At 66.3% G+C, this 14,268-nt stretch carries 14 protein-coding genes and 1 other RNA gene; 13 read left to right on the forward strand and 2 right to left on the reverse strand.

Annotated elements, in window-relative coordinates:
* Window positions 1–283 precede the first annotated feature (283 nt).
* The 11 genes from ffs to ybiB all read left to right on the forward strand — a co-directional run bounded on the left by ffs (window position 284) and on the right by ybiB (window position 11,080).
* Window positions 284–382, forward strand: an RNA gene (gene ffs / locus EV678_RS00005) — signal recognition particle sRNA small type.
* 59 nt (window positions 383–441) lie between these two features.
* On the forward strand, window positions 442–2,088 hold the full coding sequence (gene dnaX, locus EV678_RS00010; RefSeq protein ID WP_130458056.1) for a DNA polymerase III subunit gamma/tau: 1,647 nt from the start codon (window positions 442–444) through the stop codon (window positions 2,086–2,088).
* A gap of 15 nt (window positions 2,089–2,103) precedes the next feature.
* Window positions 2,104–2,427 carry a YbaB/EbfC family nucleoid-associated protein gene (locus tag EV678_RS00015; RefSeq protein WP_014236884.1) on the forward strand — a complete coding sequence of 108 codons (324 nt, stop codon included), beginning with the start codon at window positions 2,104–2,106 and terminating at the stop codon, window positions 2,425–2,427.
* Window positions 2,427–3,029, forward strand: coding sequence for a recombination mediator RecR (gene recR, locus EV678_RS00020; protein ID WP_130458057.1), 603 nt, complete (start codon window positions 2,427–2,429; stop codon window positions 3,027–3,029). Before EV678_RS00015 ends, recR begins: the two co-directional genes overlap by 1 nt.
* 209 nt (window positions 3,030–3,238) lie before the next feature.
* Complete coding sequence (gene petA, locus EV678_RS00025; protein WP_014236886.1) at window positions 3,239–3,835, forward strand: ubiquinol-cytochrome c reductase iron-sulfur subunit; 597 nt, start codon at window positions 3,239–3,241, stop codon at window positions 3,833–3,835.
* Between the two features lie 3 nt (window positions 3,836–3,838).
* Window positions 3,839–5,143: a cytochrome b gene (locus tag EV678_RS00030; RefSeq protein WP_014236887.1), complete on the forward strand. Its 1,305-nt coding sequence runs from the start codon at window positions 3,839–3,841 to the stop codon at window positions 5,141–5,143.
* Between the two features lie 13 nt (window positions 5,144–5,156).
* Window positions 5,157–5,870, forward strand: a complete 714-nt coding sequence (locus EV678_RS00035) for a cytochrome c1 (RefSeq protein ID WP_014236888.1) — start codon at window positions 5,157–5,159, stop codon at window positions 5,868–5,870.
* A gap of 82 nt (window positions 5,871–5,952) precedes the next feature.
* Window positions 5,953–6,549: a glutathione S-transferase N-terminal domain-containing protein gene (locus tag EV678_RS00040; protein WP_014236889.1), complete on the forward strand. Its 597-nt coding sequence runs from the start codon at window positions 5,953–5,955 to the stop codon at window positions 6,547–6,549.
* A gap of 108 nt (window positions 6,550–6,657) precedes the next feature.
* The gene (locus tag EV678_RS00045) at window positions 6,658–7,077 is read left to right on the forward strand and encodes a ClpXP protease specificity-enhancing factor (protein ID WP_014236890.1); all 420 of its coding nucleotides are present in this window, start codon (window positions 6,658–6,660) and stop codon (window positions 7,075–7,077) included.
* A 222-nt stretch (window positions 7,078–7,299) separates the two neighbouring features.
* The gene (locus EV678_RS00050) at window positions 7,300–10,065 is read left to right on the forward strand and encodes a nitrate reductase (RefSeq protein WP_130458058.1); all 2,766 of its coding nucleotides are present in this window, start codon (window positions 7,300–7,302) and stop codon (window positions 10,063–10,065) included.
* Window positions 10,066–10,096: 31 nt separating this feature from the next.
* Complete coding sequence (gene ybiB, locus EV678_RS00055) at window positions 10,097–11,080, forward strand: DNA-binding protein YbiB (protein ID WP_014236892.1); 984 nt, start codon at window positions 10,097–10,099, stop codon at window positions 11,078–11,080.
* 100 nt (window positions 11,081–11,180) lie between these two features.
* On the opposite strand, the gene EV678_RS16525 is transcribed toward ybiB, so the two are convergent.
* Window positions 11,181–11,603: a tautomerase family protein gene (locus EV678_RS16525; protein ID WP_328590238.1), complete on the reverse strand. Its 423-nt coding sequence runs from the start codon at window positions 11,601–11,603 to the stop codon at window positions 11,181–11,183.
* A gap of 46 nt (window positions 11,604–11,649) precedes the next feature.
* On the opposite strand from EV678_RS16525, the gene EV678_RS00065 reads away from it, so the two are divergent.
* Window positions 11,650–12,783, forward strand: a complete 1,134-nt coding sequence (locus tag EV678_RS00065) for an ABC transporter substrate-binding protein (RefSeq protein WP_130458060.1) — start codon at window positions 11,650–11,652, stop codon at window positions 12,781–12,783.
* A 93-nt stretch (window positions 12,784–12,876) separates the two neighbouring features.
* Here the strand turns inward: EV678_RS00065 and EV678_RS00070 are convergent, their stop codons facing one another.
* Window positions 12,877–13,794 carry an alpha/beta hydrolase gene (locus tag EV678_RS00070; RefSeq protein WP_130458061.1) on the reverse strand — a complete coding sequence of 306 codons (918 nt, stop codon included), beginning with the start codon at window positions 13,792–13,794 and terminating at the stop codon, window positions 12,877–12,879.
* A gap of 125 nt (window positions 13,795–13,919) precedes the next feature.
* On the opposite strand from EV678_RS00070, the gene EV678_RS00075 reads away from it, so the two are divergent.
* Complete coding sequence (locus tag EV678_RS00075; RefSeq protein WP_130458062.1) at window positions 13,920–14,255, forward strand: DUF1294 domain-containing protein; 336 nt, start codon at window positions 13,920–13,922, stop codon at window positions 14,253–14,255.
* Window positions 14,256–14,268: the final 13 nt, after the last annotated feature.

Genomic DNA, 14,268 nt, shown 5'->3' on the forward strand with positions numbered 1-14,268 from the left:
AGTTGCGCCGATGATAGTGCATACTTCATGTGCGAAAGTAGGTCACCGCCAGGCTCCCCTTACAACACCCCAGCTACCTCGTGGCTGGGGTGTTTCTATTTGTACCTCACTAAATTCCCCCCCCACTCAAAAACGGCTTAGATGCTCTGCCGCCGGCTCTTGCCGAGTCCAGATATCGGCTTGTGATATCGAGATTTGGCGGATGACTGGTTGCTCGTTCGAGTGACGGAAAAAAAGCGCTGGTGGGCGAGAAACGCCGATCAGCTATGTTAGAATTCGCACCGGCGGGTCTCCCCGCATTGCAGGGTGGTGAACCTGGTCAGGTCCGGAAGGAAGCAGCCACAGCTACTTACTGCAAGTGCCGGGGGTAAGGCTCGCCACTTTCATTTCCGGCAGCCGCCATGGGCGGTCGGGTGCCGCTGTCGTGCGAGACTATTCGGCATGAGCTATCAGGTTCTGGCGCGCAAATGGCGCCCTCGAAGCTTTTCCACCCTGGTCGGCCAGGAGCATGTGGTCCGTGCGTTGACCCATGCCCTCACCGAGCAGCGGCTCCACCACGCGTATCTCTTCACCGGCACCCGTGGTGTCGGCAAGACCACCTTGGCCCGCATCCTGGCCAAATCCCTCAATTGTGAATCCGGTATCTCGGCGACTCCTTGCGGGCAATGTTCTGCCTGCCAGGAAATCGATGCGGGTCGTTTTGTAGATCTTCTCGAGGTCGATGCGGCCACCAATACCCGGGTCGATGAGATGCGCCAGCTGCTCGAGAACGCGGTGTATGCGCCTACCCGGGGCCGCTTCAAGGTCTACGTGATCGACGAAGTGCACATGCTCTCCAATTCGGCCTTCAACGCCATGTTGAAGACCCTGGAAGAGCCACCCGAGCACGTCAAATTCATCCTGGCGACCACCGATCCCCAGAAAATTCCGGTGACGGTTCTTTCCCGCTGTCTGCAGTTCAATCTGAAGCAGATGCCGCCCCAGGCCATCACCGGCCATCTTTCCCACATCCTTGGGGCTGAATCCGTTCCCTTCGAGGCGCCGGCGTTGGCTCTGCTGGCCCGCTCTGCCAACGGCAGTATGCGTGACGCCCTGTCGCTGCTCGACCAGGCGATTGCCCATGGCACAGGCAAGGTGGAGGAGTCCCTGGTGCGCGACATGCTCGGCACCGTGGATCAGGATTACCTGTTCACCCTCTTGGAAGCCATGGCCCAGGGCGATGTCAGTGCCATGCTGAGTGTGGCCGATCTGATGACGGAGCGCAGCCTATCCTTCGACAGTGCCCTGCAGGATCTGGCTGCCATGCTGACCCGTCTGCAGGTGGCCCAGCTGGCCCCGGCCGCCATTGCCGAGGATACGCCGGACCGCAGCCGCTTGCTCGCACTGGCAGGTGCCATCGACGCCCAGACGGTGCAGTTGGCCTACCAGATCAGCGTGCATGGTCGCCATGAACTACCCATGGCGCCCGACCCCCATGCCGGTTTCGTCATGACCCTGTTGCGTCTGCATGCCTTTGCGCCGCGCCAGCCTGGGGAGGGCCCATCCCCGGGAAAAGCGTTGGCCGCCCCGCGGGCGCAGGCTCCCGCGGTTAAGGCGGCTCCTTCCCGAATTTCCGTCCCGGCCCGAGCTGCAGAAGCCCCCGTCGTACAGCCGGTAGCCACTCCTGCGGAGATGATGCCGGCGGCACAGGTTGTCGCCGCTGATAGCGAGGCTCCAGGTGACTGGCAGTCGATTCTTGACAGCTTGCAGTTGTCCGGTATGGCGCGGGCCCTGGCCCAGCACTGCGAGTTGCTGAAGCTGGGCGGGGAGGTGGTGCAATTGCGCTTGCCGCCGGCCCATCGCCACCTGATCATGAAGGCGGCCCAGGATCGGCTGCAGCAGGCCCTGGGCGAATACTGCGGCCGACCGCTGCAGTTGCAGATCGAAGTGGCCGAGGTGAGCACGCTGACGCCGGCGGCGATCCTCCAGCAGGAGCGGGAGGAGCGCCAGGACCGGGCTGTCGCCGCCATCGAGCAGGATCCCTTTGTGCGCGAGGTGATCGACATCTTCGACGCCACGCTGATTGAATCATCCATCAAACCCATCTAGTCGAGGACCACGAAAATGATGAAAGGCGGCATCGCCGGCCTGATGAAGCAGGCCCAGCAAATGCAGGAAAACATGAAGAAGGCCCAGGAAGAGCTGGGTCGCGTCGAGGTGGAAGGTCAGGCCGGTGCCGGCATGGTCAAGGTGCTGATGACCTGTTCCCACGACGTGCGCCGTGTCACGATCGACCCCTCGGTCATGGACGACAAGGAAATGCTGGAAGACCTGATCGCCGCCGCCGTCAATGACGCAGTGCGCCGTGGCGAGGAGCTGAGCAAGGAACGCATGTCCGGCTTCACTGCCGGCCTCAACCTGCCCCCCGGATTCAAGCTGCCCTTCTGATGAGCACCCCATCCAGCCTCGAAGAACTGATCGAGGCCCTCCGCTGTTTGCCGGGGATCGGGCCGAAATCGGCCCAGCGCATGGCCTACCATCTGCTGCAGCGGGACCGCAAGGGCGCCCGCCGCCTGGCAGACGGCATGTCCCATGCGCTGGAGGCCATTCGCCATTGCAGCCGCTGCAACACCTTCACCGAGTCCGATGTCTGCGAGCGCTGCGCCTCCACCAAGCGGGATGCCAGCCTGCTGTGCGTCGTCGAAACGCCGGTGGACATGAACATGATGGAGCAGACCCAGGCCTACAACGGGCTCTACTACGTCATCATGGGGCGCTTGTCGCCGCTGGACGGTGTCGGTCCCCGGGAGCTGCAGCTGGACCGTCTGCTGGCCCGGGCCTGCGATGGCGAGGTCCAGGAGGTCATCCTGGCCACCAATTACACCAACGAAGGCGAAGCGACCGCTCACTACGTCAGCGAACTGCTGCGCAGCAGGGGCATCAAGGTGACCCGGATCGCCCGGGGGGTGCCGGTGGGTGGGGAGCTGGAGTACGTGGATGCCGGCACCCTGGCCCAGGCCATGCGGGAGCGGAAAAACGTGGAAGCCTAGCCCTGGCGGGTCCGATTCTTGACCGGGCTCAGGTTTGGAGCGGCTTTCGACGCATTTGACGACATTGAGTTCCCGGCCCGGTTCCAGTCCGTAGGTGGATTCGAGTATAATCTTCCGGTTTTGTTCGGCCAGGATCATTTTTGCCTCGCCGAAGGCGTTACCGAATTGCTGTTCTGAATTTTAATTTCAACGTTCTAGGGATCTGCGCTATGAGCAAAGAGAACAAAGTGGACTGCGGCAGGCGGCGTCTGATCGTCGCTACCGCGGCCGTGGGCGGGGCCGGGGCGGTGGCGGCACTCGTGCCGTTCGTCGCCAGCATGCTGCCGTCCGAACGCGCCAAGGCAGCCGGCGCTCCGGTGGAAGTGGATATTTCCAAGCTGGAACCGGGTCAGATGATGACCGTGGAATGGCGTGGCAAGCCGGTGTGGATCATCAACCGCACCAAGGACATGCTGGACACCCTGCCCAAGCTGGCCGATGCCGTCGCCGATCCCAAGTCCGAAAAAGAGCAGCAGCCCGCCTACTGCCAGAACGAAACCCGCTCCATCAAGCCCGAAGTGCTGGTGGCCGTGGGTATCTGTACCCACTTGGGCTGTTCTCCTTCCGCCAAGTTCAAGCACGGCGCCGAAGAGGGCATGTCCGGTGACTGGCTGGGCGGCTTCCTGTGCCCCTGCCACGGTTCCACCTTCGACTTTGCCGGCCGCGTTTACAAGGCCAAGCCGGCTCCGACCAACCTGGAAGTTCCGCCGCACATGTATCTGTCCGATACCCGCATCCTGATCGGCGAAGACAAGAAGGGGGCGTAAGGAATGGCTGCCAATACCAATTTCGAAAAGTACAAGTCCGACGGTTCTATCGGCGGCAACGTGCTGGAGTGGGTCGATGCCCGCTTCCCCGCCACTTCCATGTGGAAGGGCCACCTGTCCGAGTACTACGCACCGAAGAACTTCAACTTCTGGTACTTCTTCGGCTCCCTGGCCCTGCTGGTCCTGGTGCTGCAGATCGTCACCGGCATCTTCCTGGTGATGCACTTCAAGCCGGATGCTTCCCTGAACGCCGCCGGCGTGCCCGTGGCCTTCGCCTCCGTCGAGTACATCATGCGCGACGTGCCCTGGGGCTGGCTGATCCGCTACATGCACTCCACCGGCGCTTCCGCCTTCTTCATCGTCGTCTTCCTGCACATGTTCCGCGGCATGCTCTACGGTTCCTACCGCAAGCCCCGCGAGCTGATCTGGCTGTTCGGCGTCGGCATCTTCCTGTGCCTGATGGGCGAAGCCTTCTTCGGCTATCTGCTGCCCTGGGGCCAGATGTCCTTCTGGGGCGCCCAGGTGATCGTGAACCTGTTCTCCGCCATTCCCCTGATCGGACCGGACCTGTCCGTCTGGCTGCGCGGTGACTTCGTGGTGGGCGATGCAACCCTGAACCGTTTCTTCTCCTTCCACGTGATTGCCATGCCCCTGGTGCTGATCGGCCTCGTCGCCGCCCACATCCTGGCCCTGCACGAAGTCGGTTCCAACAACCCCGACGGCGTCGAGATCAAGAAGCTGAAGGACGAGAACGGCCATCCCCTGGACGGCATTCCCTTCCATCCCTACTACACCGTCAAGGACATCGTCGGCGTCGTGGTCTTCCTGATGGTCTTCTCCTGCGTGGTGTTCTTCGCACCCGAAGGCGGCGGCTACTTCCTGGAATACAACAACTTCATTCCGGCCGATCCCCTGAAGACCCCGCCCCACATCGCTCCGGTGTGGTACTTCACCCCCTTCTACTCCATCCTGCGCGCCATGGTGTGGCCGATCCTGGGTCTGGATGCCAAGTTCTGGGGTGTGGTGGCCATGGGCGCTTCCGTGGTGATCTTCGCCTTCCTGCCCTGGCTGGATCGCAGCCCGGTCAAGTCCATCCGCTACCGCGGTCCGATCTACAAGACCTTCCTGACCCTGTTCGTGATCTGCTTCGTGATCCTGGGCTACCTCGGTACCCAGCCGCCCTCCTACTGGGGCGAGAAGGTCTCCCAGGTTTGCTCCCTGATCTACTTCGGCTTCTTCCTGCTGATGCCGTGGTATTCCAAGGTGGACAAGTACACGCCGGAACCCGAGCGTGTGACCATGAAATAAGGACGAGAGCGACATGAAAAAACTGCTTACTGCATTGCTCTTCGCGCCCCTGATGGCGCTGGCCAGCGGCGCCGCCGTGCATCTGGACAAGGCTCCGGACGTTTCCGGCGACAACGCGGCCCTGCAAAACGGCGCCAAGCTGTTCGTGAACTACTGCCTGAACTGCCACGGCGCCTCCTTCATGCGCTACAACCGGCTGACCGGCATCGGTCTGACCGAGCAGCAGATCAAGGACAGCCTGCTGTTCACCGCCGACAAGGTGGGCGAACCCATGCGCGTCGCCATCCGTCCGGACGAAGCCAAGCAATGGTTCGGCGCCACCCCGCCCGACCTGACCCTGATCGCCCGTGCCCGCGCTTCCGAAGCCGGTCCCGGCGCCGACTGGCTCTACACCTACCTGCGTTCCTTCTACCGTGACGACAAGCGTCCCACCGGCTGGAACAACGTGGTGTTCGAGAACGTCGGCATGCCGCACATCCTGTGGGAACTGCAGGGTCAGCAAGTGCTGAACCACGAGACCCACAAGCTGGAACTGGCCGTGCCCGGCAAGCTGTCCGCCGCCGAGTACGACAAGCAAATCGCTGACCTGGTCGGTTTCCTGGTGTACATCGGTGAACCCGTTTCCGGTCTGCGCAAGCAGCTGGGCATTGCCGTCCTGCTGTTCCTCGGCGTGCTCTTCGTCGTTGCTTACGCTCTCAAGCGCGAGTACTGGAAAGACGTGCACTAATCCGCCTGACATTCAGGCTACGGCATCGCCGATCGGGGCTTTTCCCGGCGGCGGTGCCGATTCCTTTTTGAGGTAACGAGTCATGATGAACCTCTACTCCGGCACCACCGATCCCTTCAGCCACCGCTGCCGCATCGTCCTGTTCGAAAAGGGCATGGACTTCCAGGTGATTGATGTGGACCTCTTCAACAAGCCCGAAGACATCGCCGTCATCAACCCGTACAACCGGGTGCCGGTGCTGGTCGAGCGCGAGTTGATCCTGTACGAACCCAACATCATCAACGAATACATCGATGAGCGTTTCCCCCATCCCCAGCTCATGCCGGCCGACCCCATCATGCGGGCCCGGGCGCGCCAGCTGCTGTCCACCATGGAACGGGAAATCTTTGCCTACATCGAGCCCCTGGAAAAGAACGCCAAGACCGCCGACAAGGCGCGGACCGAAATCCGCAACCGCCTGACCGAGCTGGCTCCCATGTTCGCCAAGCAGAAGTTCATGCTGGGCGACGAGTTCTCCATGCTCGACGTGGCCATCGCCCCCCTGCTGTGGCGCCTGGACCACTACGGCATCGACCTGCCGAAGACTGCCGCGCCGCTGATGAAGTACGCCGAGCGCATCTTCAGCCGTCAGGGCTTCATCGATGCCCTGACGCCTTCCGAAAAGGTGATGCGCAAGTAACGAACTGACTGGGGCGCCGCCACGGTGTCCCCGTCTTTTCTCCAGGCCGGCGCCTGCGGTGCCGGTGCGTCGGCCGGACCGGTCGGCGCCATTCAGCGGAAGACTGTCATGCAACTGCCCTCCACCAAGCCCTACCTGATCCGCGCCATTTACGAATGGTGCGTGGACAACGGCTTTACCCCCTACATCGCAGTGGCCGTGGATGACCGGACCCTGGTGCCCCGCGAGTACGTGCGGGACGGCCAGATCGTCCTCAACATCAGCGGCGACGCCACTTCCCACCTCAACATGAGCAACGAGCTGATCAGCTTTGCCGCCCGTTTCGGCGGTGTGGCCCGGGATCTGTCGGTGCCGGTGGGCAATGTGGTGGCCATCTACGCCCGTGAAAACGGGGCCGGCATGGCCTTCGAGGTGGATGAAGAAGGTGAAGGCGAGGGCGAAGTGGTGGCGGATGCCGGCGACGAGACCCCGCCGGAGCCGCCGGCCGCACCGCCCAGCGGCCGTCCCCACCTGCAGCGGGTGAAGTGAGCGGGGGTTTTCCTTCTTAGGTACTCCCCGCCGCTCCACCGGAAACCGCCTCGCGCCCCAAGCCGAGGCGGTTTTTCTTTGGCGCACCAAGCTGGCGCGGGATGCGCCAAGCTGGGGCCGAAATCCAGCCGTTCTCCTGGCGGATTCGCTGTCGTTTATTGGTAACCCATTGATTATTAATGGTGGCATGGCTGTTGCTGTGTTGGGGCAGGAGCCCAGACCATGCCAAATGAAAGCCACTTTCCCCCCAGTGTCACCCCTTCCACCTGCTGCTACTGCGGCACCGGCTGCGGCGTCCTCATCGACAGCCGCGACGGCCGCATCACCGACGTGCGCGGCGACCCGGAGCACCCGGCCAACCAGGGGCGCCTCTGCGCCAAGGGGGCGACCTTGCACCTCACCGCCGCCCCCGGCACCCTTCAGGCCAACCGGGCCCTCTATCCGGAAGTGCGCACCCGCCGCGACCAGCCGCGCCAGCGGGTGAGCTGGGAGCAGGCCATGGCCGTGGCGGCCCGCCGTTTCGCCGCCGTCATCGCCGAGCACGGACCGGAGGCGGTGGCCTTCTACGTCTCCGGCCAGCTGCTGACCGAGGACTACTACGTCTTCAACAAGCTGGTGAAGGGCTTCATCGGCAGCAACAACATCGACACCAACTCCCGCCTCTGCATGTCCTCCGCCGCCTCCGGCTACAAGCTGACCCTGGGCGTGGATGCGCCGCCCAACTGCTACGAGGACATCGGCCTGGCCCAGTGCCTGTTCATCACCGGCGCCAATCCGGCCGCCGCCCATCCCATCGTCTTCCGCCGCATCGAGGATGCCCGGGCGGCCAATCCCGAACTCAAGATCATTGTCGCCGACCCCCGCCGCAGCGAGACGGCCGCCATCGCCGACCTGCACCTGGCCCTGAAGCCCGGCACCGACATCGCCCTCTACAACGCCATGCTGCACGTGCTGCTGGCGGAGAACCTGGTGGACCGGGACTACATCGCCGCCCACACCGAAGGCTTTGCCGCCCTGGAAGCGATTGCGGCGGACTACAGCCCCGCCGTGGCGGCCCAGATCTGCGGCATCCCGGCCGAGGACATCGTCCAGGCGGCGCGCTGGTTCGGCCTCTCCAAGGCCAGCCTGTCCCTCTGGTGCCAGGGCCTCAACCAGTCCCGCCACGGCAGCCACAACAACGCCGCCCTGATCCACCTGCACCTGGCCACCGGCCACATCGGCCGGCCCGGTGCCGGCCCCTTCTCCCTCACCGGCCAGCCCAACGCCATGGGCGGCCGGGAAGTGGGGGGCATGGCCAACCTGCTCTCCGCCCACCGGGATCTGGGTAGTGCCGAACACCGGGCCGAAGTGGCCCGCTTCTGGGGCGTGCCCGAAGTGCCGGCCAAGCCCGGCCTCACCGCCGTGCAGCTGTTCGAGGCCGTGGGCCGGGGCGAGGTCAAGGCCCTGTGGATCGCCTGCACCAACCCGGCCCATTCCCTGCCGGACCAGGCCCGGGTGCGGGCCGCCCTGGAGACGGCGGAATTTGTGGTGCTGCAGGAAGCCTACGGCGATACCGACACCGCCGCCTACGCCGACCTGCTGCTGCCCGCCGCCAGTTGGGGCGAGAAGGAGGGCACGGTGACCAATTCGGAGCGCCGCATCTCCCGGGTGCGGGCCGCCGTGGCGGCGGCCGGTGAGGCCCGGGCCGACTGGGCCATCGCCGTCGATTTCGCCCACCGCCTGGGGGATGAACTGGGCCGGGGCGAAGAGGCCCGCCGCCTGTTCCCCTACCGCCGCCCCGAAGCCATCTTCAACGAGCACCGGGACAGCACCCGGGGCCGGGACCTGGACATCACCGGCCTCTCCTACGGCCTCCTGGAGCAGCGCGGGCCCCAGCTGTGGCCCTTCCCCGAAGGGGCCGAGGCCGGCCTGCCCCGGCTTTACGCCGACGGCCGCTTCCCCACGCCTTCCGGCCGCGCCCGCTTCGTCCCGGTGCAGCACCAGGAGGTGGCCGAGCCCACCGATGTGGATCAGCCCATCAGCCTTCTCTCCGGCCGCCTGCGGGACCAGTGGCACGGCATGAGCCGTACCGGCACCGTACCGCGCCTGTTCCACGGCGCCGAGGAGGCGGTGCTGGCCATGCATCCCTGCGACCTGCGCCACCGGGGTCTGGAGGACGGCGACCTGGCCCGGGTCAGCAACGGCCGCGACAGCCTGGTGCTGCGGGTGGCCGCCGTGGCCGGCCTGAAGAAGGGCCGGGCCTGGCTGCCCATGCACTGGGGCAGCCGGTTCATGCACGGCGCCGGCGTCAACGCCTTCACCGGCCCGGCCTGCGATCCCATTTCCCTGCAGCCCGAGCTGAAGCACGCCCCGGTGCAGGTGGAAAAGGCCGACCTGCCCTGGCCCCTGGCCGTGGTGCGGGCCGGAGAGGGGCCCGACGCCCTGGCCTCCAGCCTGGCCCTGCTGCAAAGGGCGCGCCGCCTGTTGCCCCGCTTCCCCTACGCCAGCGTCGGCCTCTATGGCCGCGGCCAGCCCCTGGTGGTGTTCCGCGCCGCGGCAGAGGCGCCCCTGGACGAGGCCCAGATCCGGGAGATCGACGCCCTCTTCGATCTGGAGCGGGAGGAGGGCGCCATCGTCTACGCCGACCGCCGCCGCCACATCGGCAAGCGGGCCCTGGCCCGGGACGGCCACCTGCTCGGGGTGCGCCTGGCCGGCGAGACCCAGGCCCTGGCCTGGCTCAAGGACGCCATCTCCGACGACGTGCTGGACCCGGACCTGCTGCGCTGGGCGGTGGCCCCCATCAGCACGCCGCCGGCCAAGCTGCTGCGCGCCAGCCCGGTGGTGTGCAAGTGCGCCGACATCACCCAGGCCCAGATCGAGGCCGGCATCGCCCGGGGCCTGGACCTGGACGGCCTGCAGAACGAGCTAAAATGCGGAACCTTCTGTGGCGGCTGCCTGCCCGAAGTGAAGAAAATCATCGTTGCCAAGACATCTCCCCAGGCTGCCTGAGGGAAAGACAAGGAAAACCGGGGAGACGCCCATGAATTACGCCCACTTCATCAAAGAACTCGGCCGCGGCGCCGAGGGCGCCAAGGACCTGACCCAGGAGGAGGCCCAACTGCTCTACGGCGCCATGCTCGATGGCGGTGTGCCCGAACTGGAACTGGGGGCCATCACCATCGCCCTGCGGGTCAAGGGCGAGAGCGCCGAGGAAATGATCGGCTTCCTGGCCGCCGCCAGCGAGCGGGTCCATGCCCTGCGGCCGCCCCCCGGGCGCATCCGGCCGGTGGTCATTCCCAGCTACAACGGCGCCCGCAAGGGGGCCAACCTGACGCCCCTGCTGGCCCTGCTGCTGCAGCGCTTTGGCGTGCCGGTGCTGGTGCACGGCCTGCTTGAAGGCTATGGCCGGGTTACCTCGGCCCACGTCTTCCGCGAACTGGGCCTGATGCCCTGCGCCAGCCACAGCGCCGTGCAGCAGGCCATGGACGGCTACGGCGTGGCCTTCGTGCCCCTCAACGTGCTCAGCCCGGGGCTGCACAACCTGCTCTCCCTGCGCAGCCGCCTGGGCCTGCGCAACAGCGCCCACAGCCTGGTGAAGATGCTCGACCCCTTCAAGGGCGGCGGCGTCCTGCTGGGGGCCGCCACCCATCCGGCCTACATGGACCTGATGCGCGACATCCTCTCCTATGGCGGCGGCCGGGCCCTGCTGCTGCGGGCCTCGGAAGGGGAGCCCTTCGCCAACCCCAAGCGCCGCCCGCGCATCGAGTACCTGCACGAGGAGCAGTGCGAGGTGCTGTTCGAGGCCGAGCACGAAAGCCTCAAGGCCCTGCCCAACCTGCCGGAGGAGTGCGACGCCAAGGTCACCGCCCAGTGGATCCGCAAGGTGCTGGACGGCCAGGCCAGCCTGCCCCTGCCCTTGGCCAACCAGCTGGCCTGCTGCCTCTACGCCAGCGGTTATGCGGAAGACTTCAACCAGGCCAAGGCCATCGTGGCGGTGGAAGGCAACGGCCTGACCACTGTCTAGACCGTCCCGGCCCTGGCCGTGGCGCGATTGCGCCACCGGCCGCCGCCGTGGGGCCGCGCCCCGCCCGAACCCGCCGCCAGGCGGGTTTTGTTTTGGGGGCTCAGCCCTGGCGCCGCTTCCAGTCGTCGGTGAGCAGGCCGGCAAAGCCCCAGTTTTCCTCGGCGATTTCCTGGATCACGATGTGGGTGTGTTCCGGCTTTTTGCCCAGCACCCGCACCAGGCTGTCGGTGACTTCCGCCACCAGGCGGGCCTTCTGTTCCCGGCTGGCGCCGGCGGTGATCTGGATATTGACGTAGGGCATGGGATCTCCTCGGGTCGGTTGGGGGCCGGCCATGGTGCCATGGAAAAGGCGTCGGCGGATGCTCCGGTCATCGCCGCCGGGCCTTGCCGGCCTCCTGCCGCCCGCCGCCGATGCAGGCCAGGCGGGGCCTGGGGCCAATTGTCGTGCAGATGACAATCTCCCGCTGCGTCCCTTCCTAGACTGTGGCCAGCCCGTCAGCGAACGAGGCCCGAACCGGAGCATACCGGTCCCCTACCAGGCGGCATCGAGACACCAAAGGAGATTGTGGATGAAGGCGCTACGGCGAGCCCTCACGGGGCTCTATTTCGTTTGTGGGGCCCTGCTGGCGACGTCGCTTCATGCCCAGCAGGGCAATGTCGTCAAGCTGGGCCAGTCCCTGCCCCTCAGCGGGCCCCTGGCCGAACTGGGCAGCGAGTACCGGGACGGGGCCCAGGCCTATCTCAAGTGGATCAACAGCAAGGGCGGCATCCACGGCCGCCGTATCGAGCTGGTGACCCTGGACGACGGCTACGTGGTGGAAAAGAGCGTGGAGAACGCCAAGCAGCTGCTGGACAAGGAGGGCGTCTTCGCCTTTCTCGGCATGTTCGGCAGCGCCAACTACACGGCCCTGATGCCCCTGGTGAACGAACGGGGCGTGCCTTCGGTGGCGCCCTACACCGGGGCCGACGAGCTGCGGGAGCAGGCCTCGCCCCAGACCTTCTGGCTGCGGGCCAGCTACGGCGACGAGACGGAAAAGATCGTGGACCAGCTGACCACCCTGGGCATCAACCACATCGCCGTCTTCTACCAGAACGACGCCTTCGGCAAGGCCGGCCTCAAGGGCGTGGAGGTGGCCCTGAAGAAGCGCAACCTGAAGGTCATCGCCAGCGGCAGCTTCGACAAGGTGAAGAACGACGTCACCGAGGCGGTCAAGACCATTGCCGCCGCCGACACCCAGGCCGTGGTCATGATCAGCACCTACAAGCCCACCGCCCTGTTCGTCAAACAGATGCGGGCCACCGGCAAGCAGCCCCAGTTCTTCGCTCTTTCCGTGGTGGGCTACAAGGCCCTGCAGGCGGAGATGGGGGCGGAGGCGGCGGGCATCGCCATCTCCCAGGTGACGCCCTATCCCTGGAGCGCCTCCAGCGGCGTGGTGCGGGAGTTCGACGCCCTGCCGCCGGCACTGAAGCCCAAGGGCGGCATCACCTACACCAACCTGGAAGGCTTCATCGCCGCCAAGGCCATGGTGGAAGGCCTGCGCCGGGCCGGGCCCCAGCCGACCCGGGAAAAGCTGGTGAGTGCCCTGGAATCCATGGCGCCCTGGGATGCGGGGGGCTTCCTCCTGGATTTCTCCGGCAAGCACCTGGGCTCCCGCTTCTCCGAAGTGACCATCGTCGGCAACAGCGGCCGGCTGCTGCGCTGAAACAGGGCCTGCCCTGGCAGCCAGCAGGGACGGGCTTGAACGACAAGGGGCGGCTGCAAAGGCCGCCCCTTCTGCGTTTCAGACCGGTGCCCCTTAGCCCCTGGCGTACTGGCGGATGAAGGCGCAGCAGTCGGCCAGGGCCGCCGTGGCTTCGGGGAACAGGGGCGCCACCGCCGGGTAGCAGTGGAACATGCCTTCCCCCAGCTCCAGCCGCACCTCCACGCCCGCCGCCCGGGCCTTGGCGGCGAAGCTGATGGCGTCGTCGCGCATGATCTCGGCGCCGCCGGCATGCAGCAGCAGGGGCGGCAGGCCCTGCAGGTCGCCGAAGAGGGGCGAGATGAGGGGCTCGCGCCGGTCCCGCTCGCCGGCGTAGTAGCGGCTGAAGACCTCCCAGCAGCCGTCCGGCGCCAGGGGGTCCGATTCCTGGTAGGAGGGGCCGCTGCTGGTGAGATCGGTCCACGGCGACAGGGCCACCGCCGCCGCCGGCAGGGGCCGGCCCTTGTCGCGCAGGGCCAGCAGGGCCGCCAGCAGCAGGCCGCCGCCGGCCGAATCGCCGGCAAAGACGGCCCTGGCCGGGTCCTGGCCCCGGGCCAGCAGCCACTCCCAGGCCGCCAGGGCGTCGTCCAGGGCGGCCGGGAAGGGGTGCTCCGGGGCCAGCCGGTAATCGAAGACCAGGGCCGGCACGCCGCTGCCGGCGACGAACTTGGCCACCGCCGCCCGGTGGGAGCGGTGGGAGCCCATGACGTAGCCGCCGCCGTGGAAATAGAGCATGGCGCTGCCGCCGGCGTCGTCCCGGGGGCGGATCCACTCCAGGCTCATGCTGCCCAGGTTGAAGCTGTCCACCACGATGTCGGGGGGCAGCTTGCCGAAGATCACCCCGGATTTTTCCACCTGGGCCCGCAGGGCCGGGATGGAGGTGTCGAAGGTGACGGTCTCGTGCCGGGCCTTGAGGCGGAACCAGTGGCGGTGCTTGAGCAGGAAGATGACGGCGCGGGCTTTGAGGCTGGGCATGGCGGATCCGGTGGGCAGGGTGCGGCGGTGGCCTCCCGGTTGTGCGGGAGGGGCGGGAAGGCGCATTATCCGCCAGTTTTCCCGGCGTCATGCGCCCCATGCCGAACCCTTGCCGCGAGCCTGCCTTGTCATCCGCCCCGATCCTCTTCCTGCTGCCGCTCCATTACGCCGCCCTCAGCCTGCTCACCCTGCTGGTGTATGCCTGGGACAAGTCGGCGGCCCGGCGCCGTGCCTGGCGCATCAGCGAGGCCACCCTGCATGGCCTGGCCCTGCTCGGCGGCTGGCCGGGAGCCTGGCTGGCCCAGGCCTGGCTGCGTCACAAAAGCCGCAAGCAGCCCTTCCGTAACTGGTTCTGGCTGACGGTGGCAGCCAATCTGGCGGTTTTGGCCCTGCTGCTGTGGTGGCTGGGCCAGGACCGCGGCTTTCCCTTTTCCATGCCGGCCATCCCCGTGCCGGGCTGAGGTCGTGAGGCGC

Source organism: Azospira oryzae (genome assembly GCF_004217225.1).
Taxonomy (GTDB): domain Bacteria; phylum Pseudomonadota; class Gammaproteobacteria; order Burkholderiales; family Rhodocyclaceae; genus Azospira; species Azospira oryzae.